This is a genomic window from Enterococcus sp. AZ062 (assembly GCF_051715065.1).
Taxonomy (GTDB): Bacteria; Bacillota; Bacilli; order Lactobacillales; family Enterococcaceae; genus Enterococcus_B; species Enterococcus_B mundtii.
Genome location: NZ_JBIOTB010000001.1, coordinates 1,183,398 through 1,206,028 on the forward strand (window position 1 = coordinate 1,183,398; position 22,631 = coordinate 1,206,028).

The window sequence follows — 22,631 nt, forward strand, 5'->3', positions numbered from 1 at the left end:
TTTTTATTCTACGTTATGAAGCAAATATATGGATCAACTATCATTTGAAAATTACATAAATTACTATACTGAAATTTTAAATAAGTATAAGGCACTCTATCCTTCGCTATGTCACTATGCAGAGGATAAGTTAGAAGAATTAATTCGATTAATGAATCTGCCAGTAGAAGATACGCTACAATCCGTTTTTTTTAAAGCAATTGCTTTAGATGTAAAAATACAATTGACAGATATCTGGTTAAATGGAGAGCGATTCGGTTATACAGATGAGGAAATCATTCATCTGATCGAAAAAGAATATGTATCTTTTAATCTAGAAATATGCGGATATGAGAGAAAAGGAGTGCCACCATACTCACTGATTTTTATGAGTGAAACATCAGTTAAGAAATTTTAAGTTTGTAGCAACAATGGATTTAGTTTAAATGTCTTATTTAATAAAAAAAGGATGTATTACATGAAAAATTATTAATCGTTTGTAGTGTGCTGTTTCTTCTCTTTGTAGGCTTTCTGATTTTATCTTTTCTATTATTTAGAAATAATCAAGAGGTTGCGATAGCAGAAATCCAGAAGATGGAAATATTAAGGGATCAAGAAAATGATCGTTTTACAGCAAATAAGGAAATGGTCTTAAACACTAAAGAAATGGTGGCCGCTGTCATCTATTTATTAGGGGCTGTCTTGGTTGGGCTAATGATCTATAAACAAAAAAATAAAGGTTAAAGTGTTGTTCAAAAGCTATTGTTTGGATGACCAAGTAATTTTATGAATAAAGTGGAAGATACGTTTAGGATGTCCTGAGCGTATCTTTTTTTTTGTTTAGGAAGACTTCTTCGTTGTTTGTGTAGGTAAGAGAGAATAAATAAAAAATGGTGTTAAGCTTTCAAATGTGAAACGAGCAATGGGGGAGTAATAAAGGATGAAAATTAAAAGATTACAAAATATAGTATTCCTGAGTCTGATGTTTGTTGGGGCATTTTGTTTAAGTTATATCATTGCTTTCCAGCTCGATTATTATCTAGCGATTACTGAAATTTTAGGGATAAAAGGATCAAATGAGAGTAATCATGGAATACTCTTCCACTATTTTGATATGTGGAAAATTATTTGGCTGTTGGCGACAACATATATCACAAGTTTTGGCACTGTCTATGTGATCAGTTATTTGTTGATTATAAGCTACAATAAATGGCAACGTACAAATTAAAACGTTATGTGTAGATGAACTTTCGGAGAGGAGACCGATGAATGATGGATAAGAAGAGAAAAAGCACATATCAGTTTGCAATTATTGGATTCGTACTCATGAATCTTTTACTTTCTAACTTTACACCGATTGTAATGTGTCTGGAAGAAGATTATTCACAAGCTACATTGGATTCCTCAGAAGAAAGTACTACGGATTCATCAGAATCTTTAGATGAAAGTATGCAGTCATCTGAGGAAGAGGAGATCCGTGTAGAAGATTCTACTGAGAGCGTAGAAGAAGGACCTCCGACAAGTTCGACGACAGAAACAAGCGGACTTAATGGTACACAAGAAGAGCAAAAAGATAATACAGATAACACTAAAACATATACACATATAAAAGATGTCCAAAAAGAAAAAGCAGTAAGTGCAAAAGGACAGGTTGGAACTGTTAATTGGGAACTTTATGACGATGGGAAACTAAAAATGACAAGTGGTGGAAAATGGGAATCTAGTAATTTTGATGTTGAAAAATCACCATGGGCTTCTTGGAATGAAAAGATTACTAGTATAGAAATCAGTTCTGAAATTACGGTAGGATCTAGTCTGGCAGGTGCATTTAGAAATTTATATAAATGTAAATCAATAACGGGATTAGATAAATTAATCCTTAGCAGTGTTAATCCAACTAATATGGATAGCACATTTTATGGTCTTAGTGCATTGGAAGAACTAGACTTAACGGGGCTAAATACGAGTAAAGTGACTGATATGTCTGCGATGCTTCTAGGAACTAGTAGTTTAAAGGAATTGAATATTACTGGTTTGGATACTAGTAACGTAACTACGATGTCTGCCATGTTTTATGGTACGGGATTAAGTAGTGACAACTTAGATATCAATGAATTAGACACAGGAAATGTAACAAATATGTCTAGTATGTTTAAGGATGCACGAAATTTAACGAATATAGATTTAAGAAATTTAAATCTTGAAAAGGTGACAAACATGTCTAGTATGTTTCAAGATCAGTATACAGATCAAAATAATGACGGGACTATAGATGAGAGTCAACTGTGTACAGTAAAATTTGGGAAGCTAAGCAATGAAAATATAGACATGAACAGCATGTTTAGACATGCGACGCACCTTGAGCAAGTAGAGTTTTATGAAGCAGATGAAAAAGTTAAAGTATTAAAAATGGCTCATATGTTTATGAATACTAAGAGCTTAACAAATATAGATTTAAGTACATTTGATACGAGTCAAGTAACCGATATGTCTAGCGTGTTTAACAGAGCAAGTAGTTTGACTAGTGTAGATTTAAGTGGATTTGATACTAGCAAAGTAACAAATATGTCTAGTATGTTCAGTGGAGCAAGTAGTTTAGCGAGTGTAGATTTAAGTAACTTTGATACTAACAAAGTAACAAATACGTCTAGTATGTTTAGCGGAGCGAGTAGTTTGACAAGTATAGATTTAAGTAACTTTGATATGAACCATGTAACAGATTTATCTCATATGTTTTTTCAGACAAGTAAATTGGGAAAGATTATTTTAGGACAAAATTTTAGTTTTAATAACAATATGGATGGGAAGCTGCCCCCAGCTTTTAACGGAAAAAATGAGGATTTATGGCAGGCTATTGGAGATGGGGACGAGGACACACCAAATGGGAAAGTCTATTCTAACGGTGAATTAATGACAAATTATGATGGAAATAATATGGCGGGAACATATGTCGCAAGTGGTTACGATCCAAGTATGATGATCTCTGTAGATGTTCCAGAAAAGGTATCGTTTGGCGCAATAACTAGCGAAAAAATTGTTTCAAATAAATTTAATATTGCTAATAATTCGAGATTACCATTGCGAGTTGTTGTTACAGAATATGTTGATACAGATTTTTCTTTCAGCTTGTTTCAATCTTTGAAATTAAAAATTGATGAATATAGTGAAGGAAACGATGTATCGTTAATTGATAAAGGAAACGGCGATATATCTGCTGAAACCACATTATTTAATTTATGTTCAGAACAAAATATTAATGTAATCGACTCGGAAAAAAATGAAGAATTGATACAAAATGGCTGGAGAAATAATTGGAATTTTCAATTTGATGGTGCCATATATGAAGATCAATTTAATGAGAATGACTTGAGGACAGTCAACCATGAATTGAAATTAAAATTTATTCCTTTAACAGCGGATGGTAATAATATATGGGGAAGCTAAGATTATTGGGTCTAGGATCAGCATTCAAAACTTTAATGAATAAAAGTACCGAATCAACGGAAATATATATAACAAATGAGGAGAGAAGCAATGGAGAACAAAAAGTATAAAGATGAAAGTAAAAGAAAGCGCAAGATAATCCTACTGATCATTCTTACAGGATGCTTAGTGATACTTACCATATTGTATTATTCACAAAAAACAAATGAAGTATACTCCAAAGATACTATGCCAGAAATTGTTCAGGGTGACCAAGCAATAGAAAACCTAGATGAAGTGGTACAAGAAACACAAAATATCACTGCATATGCACTGATTAGCATAGAGGCGGATGGACAAACAGGGAAATGGTATTTTTACAATGATAAAGACAATCAAATCGGTCAACAAGCGGTGATCAGATTGGATGACAGTAATAAAATCATATATCAGTCCGGAGTAATAGAGCCAGGAAGTTTTATTGAGAATATTAAATTGTCTGAACCTTTGAAATCTGGAAAATACAAAGCAACAGTTACGATAGAGAGCTATGATCTGGATAAAAAATTACTCAATAGTAGCATGGGTGCAGTTGCGACAATCATTGAAGTAGTATAAGTTAAGCAAATAAAAATAGAGATTAAACATAATGTTTATGATAAATATATAAATTTAGGAGGAGCAAAAATGTTAAAAAAGAATATTTTAATTACATTATTTAGTGGATTACTATTAGGCGCAGGAGGTTTATCAATTAATAGTGCATTGGTTGAAGCAAAAACACATGAACAAAATTCAGAAGCAACTATAGATGTCGAGGGGAAAATTGGTGAAAAGGCAATTAATCCTACTGATCCAATACCGACATTTCCAATAGAGCCAGAGTTAATGATTTCAGTTGATCTGCCTGAACAACTTTTTTTTGGAGCGACAAAAACTGAAAAGATTAGTTCTGCAGATCATAAGATTAAAAATAATTCTTCTTTACCAGTAAGAGTAGAAGTAATCCAATATAGCAATAAGAAAGAGACGGAGGACACTTTTCCATTATTTGAAAATTTATATTTAGTAACACCCAATTACGGTATTGGTGCGGAGCAGATACAACTGATTAGTGAAGGCTCTGCTTCAGCGTTAGAGGCGGTGAATAATGTACTAATGGAATTAAGTGCTGGATCAAATCCAACTAATGTGACTGAAAATGAGATTTTAGAAGACCAATTGGGTTGGAAAAAAGATACAACATTTCAATTTAGCGGGGTAATAGGAAGTATTTTTCCCTTAATCACTGAAGGTATAGTTGCAGAACATGAACTGACCATAAAACTAACGCCACTAACACCTAATGGAGCTAATGTCTGGGATGGAGAGCCTATTGAATAAGATTAGTTTTAAGACAATATTGATTATTGTTTTGGTATGTTTTATAAGCATTATATGCCTCCAACAGCCAGAATCAATCAAGAGCGTTGAACTACCTGTAGAAGGCAAAATCGGGCAAACAATCGAAAATAGTCATAATACAGATGAGACTAAACTAAGCGATGAAGACTTTAGGAAAAAAACGGTCGTCTACGAAAGAAGACTTCCTAAAACAGGAACGAGAACTTCATGGGGGTTATCTGTGTTTGGCGGAATTATTCTCAGTGCATTAATAATCTATAGAATAAAAAATCACTTCATCTTTCACCAAAGAAAATCCAGTGTATGAAGCATTGTGTCGGTTGGAATTTCGATTGATTAAAGATTTTTCAAGCGGTCATCTAATGACTTCTTATAAGAAAAAATGACTAACTTAAGTCTAGGAAATTTGTCTAAAAATAAAAAAATTATTTTGTGGTCTGTGGTCTATGGATACTCGCATCTTTGATATTCATTAATGGATGGACGAACATTGAAACAGCAATGGATCTAAAGGTAAATGAAGAAGCAACTGATTACAGTAAAGGATCTTAAAGCGAATGAATGGATGGCGGAAGGATTGGATGACAAAGTGGGGCATAAGCTGATTGCCTTTTTTCGGATCATGTGTTTACTTTTAATATTGATATAGCTACAGGTAGGTGGAAAGAGATAGATAAAGATTTAGCAAAATCAATGGCAGAAGAAATGGTATTCAAATTTGAATATAGCTTAAAAGGAAATAAATTAATTAGAAAAATTGATGGTAGTGGAGAAGAAATAGAATATAAAGTAGCAAAAGAAGATGACAAGATTCTGTTAGTACCAGTTAAAGAAAGTGAGAATAAGATCACACTTTCCTACAAAGAGAAAGAGACAGACTCTGCTAAGAACTGTTTGTCATTAAGTGGAGATCAAATCTAAGAATATCTGGATAAATAAAAGCTTGTAAATTTACTTTTTGGGGAGTAAATTTACAAGCTTTAAGTACCTTGCGTAATTAATAATTTTTAAGGTAAACTTGTCGAATACTATATATTCGGTTTTAGGAAGCACAAAATAACTAATCACCCAAGTGCTTTGGAATGAACTGAGAATATTTCTAGGTAGAAATGTGCAACTGCTTGATCGCGGAATACACAGAACCACGTTATTCTATATACGTAGAAAGCTTCAGTATCAGGTTGCTTGATTCAAAATCATTCTATCATTTTTTTAAACCGATTCGTTTGTGGTTTGAGATACGTAAAGCCTTCTCCTTCTACTTCATGGACATTTAGAATCGAAAGAAAGGCATGTTCGTCAATTTCATGAATGATCCGTTTTACTTCATTTAATTCCCTGGCACTTACTACCATATAGATCATTTTTTTATCGACACCAGAAAAACCACCTTCTCCGTGCAAGAATGTGACACCACGTTGTAAGCCAGTCATCAATAAAGGCGCAATTTCCTCACTTTTATTTGAGACCACAAGAATCCCTTTGGCAGAGTAGCCGCCATCAAGGATAAAATCGATGACACGACTAAATACATAGGAAGCGATTAACGTGTACATCATCCGCTTCAAATCGATATAAGTTAATGAAGCAAGTAAAACTATCACATCAAAAGCTAAAAGGGAACGTCCCATAGAGATTCCATGATTTTTTTCAAGTATCCGAGCGATGATGTCACTTCCTCCTGTAGTACCTCCCATACGATAAACGATCCCGCTGCCGACTCCGGCAATCAGTCCTGCAAGTAAAGAGACGATCAGTAAATCATGCTCTAAGTTGATTTGTAAGGGAATCCTTTGCCAAATCCATAAGAAGACAGAAAGCGAGACAGTGCCTAAGACAGTATACGCGAGCGCGCGTTTTCCTAATATTTTTCCGCCTAGTAGGATCAATGGAATATTGATCAATAAAGTAGAATAAGCTGGGTCGATATGAAAAAGAGCACGCAAAATCAGGGTAATACCTGAAACTCCACCCTCAGCTAGCTGGTTTGCGATATTCAAATAGACTAGTCCAAAAGCATAAATACTTGTTCCTAAAATAATAAAAAAAACTTCTTTCATTGTTTTCAATGATGTCATCGAATCCCCACTTTCTACTATTGATATGATTCATTATGCAACAAGCGGTAAATCCTAGATATAAACCTAGGGATTAGGAAACTAGTTATTCATTTTTTATAGTTATAGAATAGACCAAGTTGGCTTGATGCTAAGAATTTATTAAGTATACCTAACATAATGTAGCATGTATTCTTTGTTTTCACAATTGCACTTCTTGCGGTTTTGCTGTAAAGTTTTTTAGGAAGAGATGATTGGAGGGTTCTTAATGAAAGAAGAGCGTTCACTAAAAAGTATGCAAGAAGAGGTCGATGCGTACATCCAACAATTTAAAGTTGGGTATTTTTCGCCATTGGCGCAAATGGCACGTCTGACCGAAGAAGTAGGTGAATTGGCACGAGAGGTCAATCATTCATATGGCGAAAAAAGTAAAAAAGCAACAGAACCTAGTAATTCAGTGGCGGAAGAATTAGGCGATGTTCTATTTGTAACGATGATCATGGCAAACTCGTTAGGAATTGATTTGACGACGGTATTTGAAAAAAATATGGAGAAGTTCAATCGAAGGGACCATCATCGTTTTGCCCGAAAAGATGAGGAACAGTGAGAGGATAGAAGGAGTAAAAATGAGACTAAGTGAATTACCGATCGAATATAAAAAAGCAATTCCAGTAATAAGAAAAATCGAGGCAGCTGGATTTGAGGCGTACTTTGTTGGTGGTAGTGTGCGAGACACGTTACTCGGACAAAAAATTCATGATGTAGATATTGCTACTAGTGCGTTTCCAGAAGAAATCAAGCAGTTGTTTCCAAAAACGATCGACATTGGGATCGAACATGGAACGGTTCTCGTCTTGCATGAAGAGGAGCAATATGAGATCACGACATTTCGTACGGAATCGACCTATCAAGATTATCGACGACCCGACAGTGTTTCATTTGTTCGTACACTAGAAGAGGATCTAAAGCGAAGAGATTTTACGATCAACGCTTTTGCTTTGAAAGAAGATGGTGAAATCATCGATTTATTCGACGGCTTGGCTGATTTAGAAAATCACGTCTTACGAGCAGTTGGCCGGCCTTTTGAACGATTTCATGAAGATGCCTTGCGAATGATGCGTGGCCTTCGTTTTGTGAGCCAGTTAGGATTCAAATTAGAAGAAGAAACAGCCAAGGCAATCGAAGACAACCATGCCTTATTGGAGAAAATTTCTATTGAACGAATGAATGTTGAATTTATCAAAATGCTTTTAGGGGATTTTCGTAATCATGGCTTGGTCGCATTTGTTGAAACAAAATGTTACATCTATTGTCCACAATTAAAAGAAGATGGTGAGGCATTACTACGATTTGCCGATTTACCATCTATTCCATTAAAAAAAGAAAGTCAAGCTTGGGCATTGTTGCTCAACCAGCTCGGTCGAGCAGAGCAAGAGGTGGCACCTTTCTTAAAAGCATGGAAATGTTCCAACCAAATGATTCGAGAAGTCCAACGTTTGGTCAAAGGATTGGCGAAGCGACAAGAACGACGATTAACACCATTGGAGATTTATCATCTTGGAAAAGACGCATCGTTGGATGTGGAGGAATTAATGATTTACTTCCAACAAACTCCTGACACAACAACTGTGCTAGACATTTATCACGCACTTCCTATCAAGACAATGAGTGAGTTGTCCATTGATGGAAAGGTGTTATTAGCTACGAGTGAGAAAAAACCAGGTAAATGGGTCAGTGAAGCATTAGCACTTGCGGAGTCAGCGGTAGTGAACGGACTGGTACCGAATGAACAAGCTGCGTTATTAACTTATCTGAAAGAGCAACAAGGGTAGTCAATGAAACCGTGGCAATCACTAATTACGTTTGATTGGCGGGCTATTCATATACTGACATGGCTAAAGTAAGGGCATGAGAGTTATCTATAGAAGCGTTTGGCTTTTTTGTAGCATGTTTTTCATGTCCCTCTTCTCTTTTATAGGAGGATTGTTATCAAAAAAGCTGACAGAAAAGCAAACATGAGAGATGACCGCTTTTGTTGTTTTATGCTAAACTAGTAATGAAACAGAATATAATGCGTCAAAAAAGGAGATTTTTTTAATGAGCAAAGAAATGACAGCGCTAAAATTTTATTTCCGTAACGGCGAAACATGGACGATCAATCGTCGTCACATCGGCGACCTTTGGATCAAACAAATCACAACAAGTTTTGGTCGTATCAATGGAAGCGAATTTATCGAGATCCATCCATGTGCCGGTTTTAAAATCGAGATCTTCCATGAAGGAGATTCAGTAGCTACTCATGATATCAATCTAGGTGGTTTGGAAATGGGTATGTTCAATCGTGCTTTGAAATATGAAGATATTGAACGTATGGAAATCTTGTATCGCAATGGTACACCTGATCTAGTATACTTCCCTTACTTGGACAAAGGAACAGAGGGATTAGATAATCAATATCAATCAACAAAAATCAGTGAAAAAACTGGGAACTTATACATTGTGATCAACCCAGAACAACGTGTTGACGATGTTTATGGCGAATATTTCGAATAAGATCGAATGACGTTAAAAAAATAGCACATGCAAAACTTTTGAATAGGTTTTGCATGTGTTTTTCTTTTGTCTTAATTTTATGATTCCAGTTGATATTTTATAGTGATTGGACTAGAATGAGTTTCTGGGATTGAAACAAACACTTCACTGTAAAAGTAAAAAGGTTTTAGTTGCATTCTTAGAACTTTTTGCTATAATTGGTGCAGTTTGAATATAGGAGATCTTGAAAATGAGAGAGAGTTTTGAAGAACAAAAGAAACGACTGGTTGAACACTATGGTACTTTTTCAATGGAAGATCGTCGTCAAATCTTATGTAAGTTGCGTAAAAGAAATATCTTGATGTATCGTCAATTGGGACGATTGAAACACGAATTGCTCCGTTTAGAATCAAAACGTGTGCAATGTGAGTTAGATGGTCGAGTGACCCAAGCGGAAGTTGTTGAAAACAAAATATTAAAGAAAAAAGAGCAATATTTGAAAGTTCTTGCACAAAATAAAAAATAAAGGGGATCAAGCATGGAATTTGCAGAGTTAGTGATTGTTTTTGCAGTCACGATCACGCTATCCAACATAGCAAGTCGTATCTTGCCGATGATCCCTGCACCACTGATCCAAATATTTCTTGGCGTGATTTTAGGATTGACCGAATGGGGTGAATCCATCAATTTTGAACCTGAATTATTTTTAGTGATGATCATTGCCCCTTTGCTTTTTAGAGAAGGAGAAAAAGCGGATATCGCCTCGATTTTGAAAAATTTCGATACGATATTGTTTCTCGCTTTTGGTGGGGTGATCTTGACTTTGATTGGCGTCGGAGCAACGTTATCGTTTTTGTTACCAAGTGTTCCTTTAGCCGCGTGTTTCGCTTTTGGTGCAGCACTAGGTCCGACAGATGCGGTGGCAGTCAGTTCGCTGTCCAATCGTGTGAACATTCCGAAAAAAGCCATGCATATTTTGGAAGGTGAAGGGTTACTGAATGATGCATCTGGCGTTACAGCCTTCCAATTTGCCTTAGCCGCTTTGATCACTGGAACGTTTTCTGCGGTCAACGCAGGCGTTACATTGATTTTATCAAGTATTGGCGGGGCAGTCGTCGGCTTTTTACTTGTCTGGATGAAAAGAAAAATTATTGGTCTGATTGAGAAAGCGTCGGCACGTGACGTGACAGGCTACTTGTTGATTGAATTGTTGTTGCCTTTCTTAGCATATGTTTTAGCCGAAGTCTTTCATGTTTCAGGAATTATTGCAGCTGTGGTTGCAGGGGTATTACAAGCCTCAGGATTTAAAAAAATCTCAGTCTTTGATGCGGAGTTGTCAACTTTGTCGAATAGTACATGGACAACGATTGCCTTCACATTGAATGCACTGGTATTTATATTTTTAGGAATCGAACTGACACAAGTCTTTACACCTGTTTGGGGTGACGGTTTATATCCGAATAGTTTGTTGCTAATGATTATCTTATTGATTTCGATCATGCTGTTCATCATTCGCTTCGTTTCAATCAGCTTGTTTTATATATTCAAGGGCGGTTTCCAAAGTCTCAAGAAACAACTGAATGAAGTCTTGATCTTAACCTTCGGAGGCGTAAAAGGAACCGTCAGTTTAGCAACTATTTTTATTTTGCCATTTACGATCAACCAAATGGCATTCAATCAACGTTCATTACTCCTGTTTTTGACCGCAGGTGTTATTCTAGTCACGTTGATTATCGGAATCATTGTCTTGCCGATGTTGACTGAAACAGAAGCAGCAGCAACGACTGATTTAAAAGCATTGATGATCTTGGAAGAAGTGATTGAAACACTACGCTTAGAAAAAGAAGCGGAAGAACCAGGATCAAAAGCTTATTTAGCGATAGAAGCGGTGATTGAGACTTACCAAGAAAGAATCAGTGAGCTCTATTTATCTGATTTGAGTGGCGATGAAAAGCAAGAAGTCCAAGAAATCCAAGCATTGATTTTATCGATTGAGCGAGATGGCTTGGATGAAAGATATCGTTCTGGGAAGCTGTCTTCTAATGGCTATCGTTTTTATTCAAGATTCCTGGCTAACTTTGAACAGTCTATCACAAGTCAAATTTTATCATTCATTGGTTTTTGGTTCATCGTAGTACGTCGACTGATGCGGATCATTCTCCATCCAAAAATGTTTTGGCAACGACGGCAAAGTGATCGCCAAACCATGATTTCTGAGAAAGATATTCAAGAAATTCGAGAGACGTATCAAAAGAATACTCAGTTGATCATTGAAAGTTTGGAGAATCTAACGGATGTTTATGATGAATCGATGATTGGATTCTTCATTGAACAACGCAAAGCTCAAGGGATTCGGATGATGAGTGGTAATCTGATTTCCTCTTGGATGATCCAGCAAGATCGTTTATTTACGAAAAAAATGCTAAGAGGTTATTATTTAGAAAGAAAAGTCATTGATGAATATGAAGTAGCAGAAGCAATCACGACTTTTTCTGCAAATCAATACAGAAGAAATATCAACCTGTTGGAGTCCTATACAATGAATCAGCCGACAGATCGCTTTTCATTTCGCTTTGCTTTCCAAGCGAAAGCAAAGAAATTTCAATTGAAACAAGACCAAAAGAGGAAGTTGTGACAAAGCACAGCTCCTCTTTTTTTATGGTGTTGTGACAGAAGTCGTTTAACCTTAATAATTAAGTTTATCCTGGAAGTCAGGTTTGTGAATCCTGGATATTCAGTTATATGAAATGAGAGAATACGTATCTGCAATGCTACCTAAAAAAAAGAATATTCGAAAAAAACTATCTTTTAAACAATTGTTTTATGTTACAATATCCAAGATAAGGGGGGAGTACTGGTGAAAGAGCTAAAAATAACTGACCTCAAAAAAACATATGGAGAAAAAGAATTATTTAATCAGATCTCCTTTTTGATCCATGAACATGATCGCATCGGTTTGATTGGTACTAATGGAACTGGTAAAACAAGTCTTTTGAATATCATTGCTGGACTTGACAGTGGAGATGGTGATCAGCAGACAGTTTTTTATCCGAATGATTACCGTATCGGTTATTTATCACAAACCGATTCATTTTCAGAAAATGATACGGTCTTACAAGCTGTTTTTCAAGGGAATAGTCCATTGATCCAGACTGTACGACTCTATGAGGAAGCCTTGATTGCATTAGCTGAAAATGGCGATGATGAAGCAGTCCAAAAACGCTATGCATTGGCAGAAGAGCGAATGAATAAAGAGGACGCTTGGACGACGGATACAAATGCCAAGATCATTTTGCAAAAATTAGGGATCAGCCAACTAGAAAAGAAAATCGGTGAGCTTTCGGGTGGACAAAAAAAACGTGTGAGCTTAGCACAGGTTTTGATCGATGAACCTGATCTTTTATTACTTGATGAGCCGACAAACCACTTAGATTATGCAGCGATCGAATGGTTGGAATCTTACTTGAAACAATATCGGGGTGCCTTATTGATGGTGACCCATGATCGTTATTTCTTAGATCGTGTCACGAATCGGATCTTTGAACTTGCCTTTGGGAATCTTTATGAATATAAAGGCAATTATGAAGCTTATCTAATTGAAAAAGCCGAGAGAGATCGTGTCGAAGTCGAACAAGAAGAAAAGCGTAAACGCCTGTATAAGCAGGAGCTTTCTTGGATGCGAGCGGGAGTACAAGCTCGTGGGACGAAACAGCAAGCACGTATCAATCGCTTTGAAGATTTAAAAGAAAACGTATATCAAGTCAATCATGATACGGATATCGAACTAAATATCGCGACACAACGTTTAGGTAAAAAAGTGATCGAGATCAAGGATGGCTCGTATTCGATTGAAGGAAAACCTTTGCTCCAACACTTGGATCTATTGATCCAATCAAGAGAGCGTCTAGGAATCACTGGAGAGAACGGTGCTGGAAAGTCAACGTTGTTAAATATCTTAGCAGGGAAATTATCCTTAGATAGTGGCATCTATACGATTGGCGAAACTGTTCGATTAGCTTACTATACACAGGAAAATGAAAAAATGTCTCCGGACAAACGAATGATTGCTTATCTGCAAGAAGCGGCAGAAGAAGTCCAAACGGCGGATGGAACGCAAATCGGTGTCGCCGAACTTTTGGAGCGGTTCTTGTTTCCTAGATTTATGCACGGAACACTGATCCGTAAACTATCTGGTGGGGAAAAGCGTCGTTTATATTTACTCAAATTATTGATCCAGCAACCAAATGTTCTATTGCTGGATGAGCCAACCAATGACTTAGATATCGCTACTTTAACGATCTTGGAAGATTATTTCCGAACCTTCCCTGGAGCGGTGATCACCGTTTCTCATGACCGTTATTTCTTAGATAAGGTAGTTGATAAACTGTTAGTTTTTCTAGGAGATGGCAAACAAGAGCTTTATTATGGCGATATGTCTAGCTATTTAGCCAAACGCAAAGAAGATCAACAGATTCAACCAGAAAAAGTCAAAGTTAAGATAGAAGAAAAAAAATCTGAGCCAAAGAAAAAGCTTTCTTATATGGAACAGAAAGAATGGGCAACAATCGAAGATGAGATTGCGGAACTAGAGAATCGTTTGGATGAATTGCAAGAGGAGATGAACCATCAAGGGGATGATTTCACACGATTGCAAGAATTACAAAAAGAAGTGACCACAACTGAGGAACTGCTGGAAGAAAAAATGTCACGTTGGGAATATTTAAGTGAATGGGCAGATAATTAGGAGGGAAAAGATGGAGCAAGCATATCTTGATCTAGGGAAAAAGTTGTTATCTGAAGGACATGTAAAAGGTGATCGTACGGGAACAGGAACATTTAGTTTATTCGGTTATCAAATGCGATTTGACCTGCAAAAAGGCTTTCCGTTATTGACGACAAAACGTGTACCTTTTGGTTTGATCAAAAGCGAATTATTATGGTTTTTAAAAGGAGATACGAATATCCGTTATCTTTTACAAAATAATAACCATATTTGGGATGAATGGGCATTTGAACGGTATATCAAAAGTGAGGACTATCAAGGACCGGATATGACAGATTTCGGACATCGTAGTTTGACTGATCCAGAATTCAATAAAGTCTATCAAGAAGAAAGCAAGAAATTCTGTGAAAAGATAGTGGCAGATGAAGAATTTGCAGAAAAACATGGAGATCTTGGTCATATTTATGGCTATCAATGGCGTCATTGGGAAACCAAAGAAGGTAGTTTCATCGATCAAATCAAAGAAGTGATCGAAGCTATCAAGCAGACACCTGATTCAAGACGACTGATCGTCTCAGCATGGAATCCAGAAGATGTGCCAAGTATGGCGTTACCTCCTTGCCACACGATGTTTCAATTCTATGTAAATGACAATAAACTAAGTTGTCAGCTGTATCAAAGAAGTGCTGACGTGTTTTTAGGTGTCCCATTCAATATTGCTAGCTATGCTTTATTGACACATCTGATTGCACATGAAACTGGATTGGAAGTTGGTGAATTTATCCATACTTTAGGCGATGCGCATCTTTACTCCAATCACGTAGAGCAAATGAAAGAACAATTGTCTCGTGAAGTTCGTCCATTTCCGAAGCTAGTATTGAATACAGAAAAAAACTCTGTGTTTGATTTTGAAATGGATGATATCAAAGTTGAAGGATATGAGCCGCATCCTTCAATAAAGGCACCTATCGCGGTCTAAGAAAGGATGAGAAAATGTTCGCTGCAATCTGGGCACAAGATGAAAATGGCCTGATCGGAAAAGAAGATAGACTTCCTTGGCATTTGCCGAATGATTTGAAATTTTTTAAGCAAATGACTGAAGCGAATGTATTGATCATGGGACGAAAAACATTTATGGGGATGGGCGGTAAGCCACTACCTAATCGTAAAACGATTGTTTTGACAAGAGACCGTGAGTTTACAGCCGAGGGCGTACTAGTGATGCATGATGTCAATGAAGTATTAGCGTATGAAAAAGAAGCAGATGGAATTTTATTTGTTGCTGGAGGGTCAGCAATCTATGAAGAATTTTTACCTTACTGCACGATTTTGTATCGTACGGTGATCCATCATTCTTTCGAAGGAGATACGTATTTTCCTGCTGTAGACTGGCAAGCATGGTCATTGATCAATATCAGTCCGGGAGAAATAGATGAAAAAAATAGTTATGCACATCAGTTTGAGACGTATAAACGTAAAGAAGAACATACAACCGAAGAGATATAATGTCTCGTTGAACCTATAGATTTAAAGCGGAAGAAACCGAAATGGATTTTTTTATCATTCAGGTTTCTTCCGCTTATTTTGTCGTTCCATCAAAAAAAGTAGAGCAGATAAAGAAAACTGAATAGAATCATGTTATCATAACAAACAATTTATTTTAAACTTGTTTATAACTGAATTTGATGAAAAAACAGAAGTTCTTTGGTATACTGAAAGTGGACCTGCCTGAAAAATGCTAGGCACTTTGTGAAAGAAAGAGTGTGAAATAATGACAAACGTAAAAATAGTAACAGATTCTTCTTGTACAATGGAAAAAGCAGTACGAGATCATTTGAATATTCATGTTATGCCATTATCAATTATGATCGATGGCGTTGTATATCCTGATGACGATCAACTAGGCGGAGAGAAATTCATGGAAATGATGGCTAAATCAAAAGCATTACCTAAAACAAGTCAACCGCCGATCGGCGAATTCATTTCAACGTATGATGAATTAGGCCAAGATGGTAGTGAAGTGATTTCCATCCATATGACGAAAGGGTTAAGTGGAACGGTTGAAGCTGCAAGACAAGCAAGCAACCTAACGAAAACAAACGTCACAGTCATTGATAGTGATACGACTGACCAAGGTTTATCTTTCCAAGTGATTCGTGCGGCTGAAATGGCCAAAGAAGGTAAATCAGCAGAAGAGATCCTTGCTGAAATCGAGAAGATCAAAAATAATACAAAACTTTATATCGGTATCTCCACATTGGATAACTTAGTAAAAGGTGGAAGAATCAGTCGTGCAACTGGTTTACTATCAAGTATGTTGAACATTCGTGTGGTGATGAACTTCGCTCACTCAGAGCTGATTCCTGTGACAAAAGGTCGTGGGAAAAAGACTTTCGACAAGTGGTTCGATAGCTTGAAGAAAGAATTGAAGGCTCTACCGAACGTTCGCCAGATCGGTATCTCACATGCAGGTGCGACAGAGCTTGCTCGAGAGTTTGAAGAAGGCTTGAAACAATTGTTTCCCGATATGGACATCCCAGTATTGCATACAAATCCAGTGATTGCTACCCATACAGGGGAAAATGCTTTTGCAATCATGTATTATACCGATTGATGAATGTCAAATAAGAAATAGAAAGACAGATCATGTGAAGACCAATAGACGTGTTCTTTGTGATCTGTCTTTTTATTCGTTCAAGTGCTACTAGCGTAAGGAAGTGAGGAGGAAAAGACATTTTGAGATGCTCCACTTCCTTTAGCAGATGAGAAACAGCCTCTTTCTTTTTTTCAGAAAAGGGCTATTTTTTTAATCGGAATTTTGGTAATATAAGAAACAATCATGGTCTAGAGGTGAAACAATGAAACGAATGAAACAACAGTGGTTGATTGTTTTGATCCCTTTATTCACTGCAGTTTTTCTCTTTGTCGGACTCTCTTTGAGTGTGCCGAAAGCACAGCCTTTGTTAAAACCGGCAGCGTCGGTTACTTCTGAAAGCAATCAAAAAGAAAAGTTACACTATGTAGCAATTGGCGATTCATTAACTGAAGGAGTAGGCGACCAGACGAAACAAGGTGGTTTTGTTCCGTTAGTCGCAAATGACATAAAAGACAGATATGGTTTGACAGCCATTGAAATTGAAAACTACGGTGTAAATGGCGAACGAAGTGATCAAATATTAAAAAGATTGAAAAAAAATGAAGAAATCCAAAAGAATATCGAAACTGCAGACATTATTACATTGACTGTTGGTGGGAATGATTTAATGAAAGTGATCCAAAATAATCTTTTTGGTATCAGTATTCGTTCATTCAATAAACCAATCAAGAATTATCAAGAAAATGTCCAAGCAATCATTGAAGAGATACGAGGGTTAAATAAAGAGGTACCTATCTATATTTTAGGGATCTACAATCCATTTTATTTGAACTTCCCTGAGATCACAGATATGCAAACGATTGTGGATAACTGGAATGAAGGAACACAGCAAGTAGTAAATGAAGCAGAAAATAGCTATTTTATCCCGATCAATGATCTATTGTACCAAGGATTAAATCAAGAGGTCGGAATTACTGAAGCTTCTGATCAGTCAACTTCTAGTGATAGTTCGAACGGGACGAAAAATAATGTGTTATATGAAGAAGATCATTTTCATCCTAATAACTTAGGCTATCAATTGATGGCTAATGCTGTGAGAGATCAATTGATCGAAACGCATGAAAAATGGCTGGTTAAGGAGGGAAACAAGGATGGATAAACGAAGTTCAACAGTTGAAAAAAACAAAAGGCATAACTATTGGAAATACGCCTTTCTGATTTTATTAGGCCTGATCATTGGTTCGACGATTTTCTTAGGTACGCGGATATTCGCCAATCGTGAACCTGATTTGCCAGAAGTACCAGCGATTACAGAAAGACAAGGCGACCCGGTATTGACGATCAATACTCAAAAAGAAAAAGTCAACCAACTGATCAGCTTTTTCTTGACAGATTTCCAAGAAGGACAAGATATCAAGTATAAATTTTATTTAGAAAATGAAGCATTGCTTAATGGTACGTTTGAAGTGTTAGGATTCCCTATCGACTTTTACTTGTATTTTGATCCGTATGTAATGGAAAATGGCAATGTTCAGTTAAAAGCAAAAAGTCTATCGATCGGTACATTGAATCTGCCGATCAGAGATGTGATGAATATGATCAAGCGAAATTACAAACTACCTGAATGGATCGAGATCAATACAGAGGATTTAACGATCATGTTACGATTAGATCAATTCCGTATGCAAAATGGAATGTACATCAAAGCGGACAAAATTGATTTAGTCAACGACGATATTCGCTTTAGTTTGTATTTACCAAAAGATTCCTCAACGACGGAAGAAACGACCGAATCTAGTACTAATTAAGTGATATCTCGAGAGTAAGGGAGGAATCAATGATGGAACGAGCAATATTTGCAGGAGGATGTTTTTGGTGTATGATCCAGCCTTTTGATACATTACCAGGCATCCATACGATCATGTCCGGTTATACTGGTGGGCATGTACCAAATCCAACGTACGAACAAGTGAAGGCCAAAACAACAGGACATACTGAAGCAGTAGAAATCTTGTATGATCCTGAATTGATCTCATACGAAGCATTACTTGAGCTTTATTGGCAACAAACGGACCCTACAGACGCTTTTGGTCAATTTGAAGATCGAGGCGATAATTACCGACCTGTGATTTTTTATACTACAGAAGAACAACGTCAAAAAGCTGAAAAAAGCAAACAACAACTTGCAGCAAGTGGTCGCTTTATTGATCCTATCGTTACGACGATCGAGCCAGCGGAGACCTTTTATTTAGCAGAAGATGAGCATCAAGATTACTACAAAAAAAATCCTGAGAACTTTGAGCGTAATCATGCGCGTCGTGCAGCATTTATTGCTGCCAATTGGGAGGGAAATCAATGAATCGCAGCTTCTATCACTATCTGATGACTCTTCGTGGAGGGAAATCTTCTGATGCGTTATCAACTTTTGCAACCGAAGCTGGAAAAGATATCCAGTTTCCGAAACATAGTACAAGTTATGAAGAAATTTCTGATTATTTAGAAATGAATGTTGATTATTTGCCCTCTATGGATATCTTTGATACGGCTTGGGATCATTATTTAGAGAATAATCATCTCACCTGATCAATGGGATCTGGTATGAAGAGTATGACTTAAAAAAAGACGAGACAAGTACTGCTTTGGCAATATTTTTGAATAGCCCTATTTGGTAGAGTGATTTTGGACTATTCAATTATTTCTAAAACATAGTACGTTTGTCCGTCTTTTTTCGCACCTATCTGTAAATGATCATTGAACCATTCGCTTTTTCTGTAGTTATTCTATATAATGAGGGTAATAGGTTAAGATTTTACGAGGGATGGATTGATGGGCTTTGACAAAAAAGCAGCTTTATATTGACCGTTTTTGGTTATTTATTAAATTTTTACTTTGTTCCATAGTGATTGCATTTATTTTACGAGGATTTATATTGATCCCAGTACCAGTGGAAGGGAACTCGATGGAGAATGTCCTTAAACAAGGGGATATGGTCGTTATGGAAAAATTCTCTGAAATCAGACGATTTGATGTGGTCGTTTTCCAACTTTCAGATGGAACCATCTATATCAAAAGAGTCATTGGTTTACCGGGAGAAACCATTAGTTATGAAAAGGATCAACTAAAAATCAACGACCAACTAATCGAAGAACCTTATTTAAGTAAAAATATCCGTTCGGACCACGAAAATGCACCTTATACTACCGATTTTACCTTGGAAGAGTTGACAGGATATACAGAATTACCTGAAGATAGCTATTTTGTTTTGGGGGATAATCGCCGTGTGTCAAAAGATAGTCGTTCATTTGGAACAATATCTAGAGATGAAATTTTAGGAAAAGCGAGATTTGTGTATTACCCATTGAATGAAATCAAATGGATCAGATAAAATAAAAGAAGACTCTCCAATAACTATATGTTGGAAAGTCTTCTTTTTTGATTATATTTTCATCCACATTGGTTCCAATGTATTTCCATCAGGATCTTGTACTTCAAGAGAATACATTTCTTCTTCCGGTATTCCCATATCGACTGTATGGTAGCTACCACCATTTTCTTTTGCAATTTCACCAAAACGTTTGACTTCAGCAGCATTTGCTAAACTAAAAGCAATCAGTGCACCGCTCATTTTTTTTGTGTCAGCGATTTCTTTGTCTTTTAAGAATTTTTTGTAAAAGTCATGTGTCAAGAGCATCACCCAAAATGTGTCATCCCAAACCATCGCGCTTGCTTCTTCAGTCGAAAATTCTTTATTTTGTTTGAATCCTAATTTTGTATAGAATTCGACCGAGCGACCAACATCTTGCACAGGGAAATTGACAAAAACCATTGTGTTCATCTTGCTACAGCTCCTTTTTAATTTTCCTCTATCATGCGCTCGTCGGTAAGCGTTGTCAAAGTATTTAACTTGGGGAAGAATTTTTTATTTTATTGGACGTATCCGCTAAAAGTATAATCAACAGTACTATAAAATTCGTAATAAAATCTTGAACTTTGATCTGTCATACTAAGAGTACTAGAAATCGTAGAGCCAGCTGGAACGAAGTGTGTTTTTAAGACGGCATGATTGGCAGAATTTCTCATTCGAATTTCTAAGGTTCCGCGACCTTGATTGTGGAAGGAATAATTATACGTATTTTTTCCTAATATATTGTAGTTAGAATATAAATAATATTTGCCACTATAAGTGCCAGATATTGAACAACGTCCTGACGAAGCTACGTTCCAGTTTGCCGTTGGCACATTGGCTCCTCTGACCAACGAAGGGGTCAAGTTGATTAAACTTGATTCTGTATTTGTGGCTTCAACACTTAATTGATCTGCATCTACTGACTGTTGTGGAATGGACAAACCAAATAATAAGAAAATAGTAGAGAACATAAATAATTTTTTCATAAGTACTCCTTTTTGTTATTTTTTAGTGAACGTTCACCTCTTGATAATAAGTGTTTTGTTTCACATTTTCAATAGCAAGAATCCTTGTTTTACAAGGTGTCACAGATTGTGACATCGAATAATAAGAAATATATCGATTCGTTTCAATAATTCGCTTTTAAGTTCTTTTATGAAATGGTTATAATGAGAGATAGAATAAGGAGGCGATGTTGTGGATTTTGGTAAAATATTAAAAGAAAAAAGGCATCAAGCAGGAATTACACAGGAAGAATTGGCAAAGAGATTAAATGTTAGTCGTTCAGCTATTTCTAATTGGGAAATCGGCAGAAATTACCCAGACATACATACACTAGTGGAAATATCGACAAGCTTAGGTGTGTCTTTAGACGAACTATTGGAAAATTCTACTATGACTGACACGATGATTGATACTACTAAAGAAATTGAGGTGAATCAGAAAAAAAAGCGAGGAAAATTGTTTTTTGTAGTAGCACTGTGTTCGAGTGTTTTAGTCATGTCAATTTTATTTTTTTCATTTTCTAATCAACCGACGATTGTCTTGAATGCAGTTGAAAACGCCCATTCAGAAGATGTAGCGCTCTTTAACAAAGAAGATATCAAAGATATTACTCTCAAAGACAAGAAAATGACTATTCTTTTTACTATACCTAAAGACAGTGAATATGTTGGCTACTATGTCGACGGAAGTAATCAAAAAGGATTTGTAAATCTTGATATATATAAGACTGCTAATTCTGATGTCAATCAGCGGAAATTAGTCCATGATGGACTGATTGAAGTAGATTTAGATATGTTTTCAAAAGTGAATAAAATTAGTGTGAATTATAAAAAATAAAGCGTATTGCAAGAAGTATTCAAAAATAGCTGCATGAGGACAAATGAAGGAGTTCTATCGTTAGTAAAGGTCATTATGGCAAAATAAAAATCTTCTAAAAAACTTTTAGAAATCAGGTGAATCTTCTTGTCAACGAGCTGTATACTTCGAGTCGGATCAGGTTAAAAAAGTAAGCTTCATGGAACGAATCGTTTAGTCGATTGTTTTACGGAGCTTACTTTTTTTCTTTACTATGCAAGTTATTTTTTCTATTGATTTCTTTCTATCATGGGCTGATTGATCGTTTGACTTTTTCAAAAACTGTCTCATGACGTACGTTAAAAGATCGACTAGGAATCAGAAACATGAAGTATTCCTCTTGTGAGTAGATCGGACAAAGTATTTTATCATGATTAAGGTATTCCATCCTCATCAAATATTTTTGTCCATTGTATGATCTGAATAAGCATATTTTGACTTGCAATAAGCACGCCATCAGTCACTTCCTTGATTGCAGCTTCTGTAGTTCACCTTTCTTGAACAAATTCCCCATAAATTAAGCATGGATTTTCTTCTCCAAAGTCTCTCATCCTCTGTCGTTACACTTTCTGAGATAAGAATGAAATGAAGACTTGGATCAATAGTAAATATTTTTAGGAGAGTAAACATTCTCCTTGATTGACTTTAACA

At 36.2% G+C, this 22,631-nt stretch carries 26 protein-coding genes; 23 read left to right on the plus strand and 3 right to left on the minus strand.

The genetic code is table 11. The features are described 5' to 3' along the window. The first annotated feature begins 28 nt into the window (after positions 1-28). The 8 genes from IGJ00_RS05590 (at position 29) to IGJ00_RS05625 (ending at position 5,727) form a co-directional block, all read left to right on the plus strand. Positions 29-397, plus strand: a complete 369-nt coding sequence (locus tag IGJ00_RS05590; protein WP_071866367.1) for a DUF7006 family protein — start codon at positions 29-31, stop codon at positions 395-397. Positions 398-573: 176 nt separating this feature from the next. Beyond that, positions 574-723 carry a hypothetical protein gene (locus IGJ00_RS05595; RefSeq protein ID WP_157811372.1) on the plus strand — a complete coding sequence of 50 codons (150 nt, stop codon included), beginning with the start codon at positions 574-576 and terminating at the stop codon, positions 721-723. 196 nt (positions 724-919) lie between these two features. Continuing rightward, positions 920-1,207 (plus strand): hypothetical protein, encoded by a 288-nt coding sequence (locus tag IGJ00_RS05600; protein ID WP_074801167.1) that lies wholly within the window; start codon positions 920-922, stop codon positions 1,205-1,207. A 41-nt stretch (positions 1,208-1,248) separates the two neighbouring features. Then, complete coding sequence (locus IGJ00_RS05605; RefSeq protein WP_108173419.1) at positions 1,249-3,423, plus strand: BspA family leucine-rich repeat surface protein; 2,175 nt, start codon at positions 1,249-1,251, stop codon at positions 3,421-3,423. A gap of 90 nt (positions 3,424-3,513) precedes the next feature. After that, entirely contained in the window at positions 3,514-4,020 is a 507-nt protein-coding gene (locus IGJ00_RS05610) for a hypothetical protein (protein ID WP_071866371.1), read from the plus strand. Between the two features lie 69 nt (positions 4,021-4,089). Continuing rightward, entirely contained in the window at positions 4,090-4,785 is a 696-nt protein-coding gene (locus IGJ00_RS05615) for a hypothetical protein (protein WP_071866372.1), read from the plus strand. Then, a complete protein-coding gene (locus tag IGJ00_RS05620; RefSeq protein ID WP_375148137.1) occupies positions 4,766-5,113 on the plus strand; it encodes an LPXTG cell wall anchor domain-containing protein in 348 nt (115 codons plus the stop codon). Before IGJ00_RS05615 ends, IGJ00_RS05620 begins: the two co-directional genes overlap by 20 nt. Before the next feature lie 386 nt (positions 5,114-5,499). Next, the gene (locus IGJ00_RS05625; RefSeq protein WP_071866374.1) at positions 5,500-5,727 is read left to right on the plus strand and encodes a hypothetical protein; all 228 of its coding nucleotides are present in this window, start codon (positions 5,500-5,502) and stop codon (positions 5,725-5,727) included. 275 nt (positions 5,728-6,002) lie between these two features. Here the strand turns inward: IGJ00_RS05625 and IGJ00_RS05630 are convergent, their stop codons facing one another. Beyond that, positions 6,003-6,884, minus strand: coding sequence for a YitT family protein (locus tag IGJ00_RS05630; RefSeq protein WP_071866375.1), 882 nt, complete (start codon positions 6,882-6,884; stop codon positions 6,003-6,005). A 247-nt stretch (positions 6,885-7,131) separates the two neighbouring features. Between IGJ00_RS05630 and IGJ00_RS05635 the strand changes: the two genes are divergently transcribed. The 14 genes from IGJ00_RS05635 (at position 7,132) to lepB (ending at position 20,099) form a co-directional block, all read left to right on the plus strand. Continuing rightward, positions 7,132-7,470, plus strand: a complete 339-nt coding sequence (locus IGJ00_RS05635) for a nucleotide pyrophosphohydrolase (protein ID WP_010735763.1) — start codon at positions 7,132-7,134, stop codon at positions 7,468-7,470. 19 nt (positions 7,471-7,489) lie between these two features. Beyond that, positions 7,490-8,695 (plus strand): CCA tRNA nucleotidyltransferase, encoded by a 1,206-nt coding sequence (locus tag IGJ00_RS05640; RefSeq protein ID WP_071866376.1) that lies wholly within the window; start codon positions 7,490-7,492, stop codon positions 8,693-8,695. Between the two features lie 265 nt (positions 8,696-8,960). After that, positions 8,961-9,416: a hypothetical protein gene (locus IGJ00_RS05645; protein ID WP_010735761.1), complete on the plus strand. Its 456-nt coding sequence runs from the start codon at positions 8,961-8,963 to the stop codon at positions 9,414-9,416. Positions 9,417-9,645: 229 nt separating this feature from the next. Beyond that, a complete protein-coding gene (locus IGJ00_RS05650) occupies positions 9,646-9,921 on the plus strand; it encodes a hypothetical protein (protein ID WP_071866377.1) in 276 nt (91 codons plus the stop codon). A 12-nt stretch (positions 9,922-9,933) separates the two neighbouring features. Further along, complete coding sequence (locus IGJ00_RS05655; protein ID WP_438844167.1) at positions 9,934-12,030, plus strand: cation:proton antiporter; 2,097 nt, start codon at positions 9,934-9,936, stop codon at positions 12,028-12,030. A gap of 222 nt (positions 12,031-12,252) precedes the next feature. Beyond that, entirely contained in the window at positions 12,253-14,139 is a 1,887-nt protein-coding gene (locus tag IGJ00_RS05660; RefSeq protein WP_074801157.1) for an ABC-F family ATP-binding cassette domain-containing protein, read from the plus strand. Positions 14,140-14,149: 10 nt separating this feature from the next. Continuing rightward, positions 14,150-15,097: a thymidylate synthase gene (locus IGJ00_RS05665; RefSeq protein ID WP_071866380.1), complete on the plus strand. Its 948-nt coding sequence runs from the start codon at positions 14,150-14,152 to the stop codon at positions 15,095-15,097. A gap of 14 nt (positions 15,098-15,111) precedes the next feature. Then, complete coding sequence (locus IGJ00_RS05670) at positions 15,112-15,624, plus strand: dihydrofolate reductase (RefSeq protein ID WP_062805396.1); 513 nt, start codon at positions 15,112-15,114, stop codon at positions 15,622-15,624. A gap of 265 nt (positions 15,625-15,889) precedes the next feature. Continuing rightward, positions 15,890-16,732 carry a DegV family protein gene (locus tag IGJ00_RS05675; RefSeq protein ID WP_071866381.1) on the plus strand — a complete coding sequence of 281 codons (843 nt, stop codon included), beginning with the start codon at positions 15,890-15,892 and terminating at the stop codon, positions 16,730-16,732. A 244-nt stretch (positions 16,733-16,976) separates the two neighbouring features. Beyond that, positions 16,977-17,873, plus strand: coding sequence for an SGNH/GDSL hydrolase family protein (locus IGJ00_RS05680; RefSeq protein WP_074801148.1), 897 nt, complete (start codon positions 16,977-16,979; stop codon positions 17,871-17,873). After that, complete coding sequence (locus IGJ00_RS05685; RefSeq protein ID WP_071866383.1) at positions 17,866-18,522, plus strand: YpmS family protein; 657 nt, start codon at positions 17,866-17,868, stop codon at positions 18,520-18,522. The genes IGJ00_RS05680 and IGJ00_RS05685 overlap by 8 nt, the downstream gene beginning before the upstream one ends. A 32-nt stretch (positions 18,523-18,554) precedes the next feature. After that, positions 18,555-19,073, plus strand: coding sequence for a peptide-methionine (S)-S-oxide reductase MsrA (gene msrA, locus IGJ00_RS05690; RefSeq protein WP_071866384.1), 519 nt, complete (start codon positions 18,555-18,557; stop codon positions 19,071-19,073). After that, positions 19,070-19,297 (plus strand): YozE family protein, encoded by a 228-nt coding sequence (locus tag IGJ00_RS05695; protein ID WP_071866385.1) that lies wholly within the window; start codon positions 19,070-19,072, stop codon positions 19,295-19,297. The genes msrA and IGJ00_RS05695 overlap by 4 nt, the downstream gene beginning before the upstream one ends. A gap of 250 nt (positions 19,298-19,547) precedes the next feature. Further along, positions 19,548-20,099, plus strand: coding sequence for a signal peptidase I (lepB, locus tag IGJ00_RS05700; protein WP_071866386.1), 552 nt, complete (start codon positions 19,548-19,550; stop codon positions 20,097-20,099). A gap of 51 nt (positions 20,100-20,150) precedes the next feature. Here lepB and IGJ00_RS05705 read toward each other — a convergent pair whose 3' ends face one another. Both IGJ00_RS05705 and IGJ00_RS05710 read right to left on the minus strand, forming a co-directional pair. Beyond that, complete coding sequence (locus tag IGJ00_RS05705; protein WP_071866387.1) at positions 20,151-20,549, minus strand: VOC family protein; 399 nt, start codon at positions 20,547-20,549, stop codon at positions 20,151-20,153. A gap of 89 nt (positions 20,550-20,638) precedes the next feature. Beyond that, positions 20,639-21,106 carry a hypothetical protein gene (locus IGJ00_RS05710; protein ID WP_071866388.1) on the minus strand — a complete coding sequence of 156 codons (468 nt, stop codon included), beginning with the start codon at positions 21,104-21,106 and terminating at the stop codon, positions 20,639-20,641. Positions 21,107-21,317: 211 nt separating this feature from the next. Here IGJ00_RS05710 and IGJ00_RS05715 point away from each other — a divergent pair, with 211 nt between their 5' ends. Continuing rightward, positions 21,318-21,962: a helix-turn-helix domain-containing protein gene (locus tag IGJ00_RS05715; RefSeq protein WP_071866389.1), complete on the plus strand. Its 645-nt coding sequence runs from the start codon at positions 21,318-21,320 to the stop codon at positions 21,960-21,962. Positions 21,963-22,631: the final 669 nt, after the last annotated feature.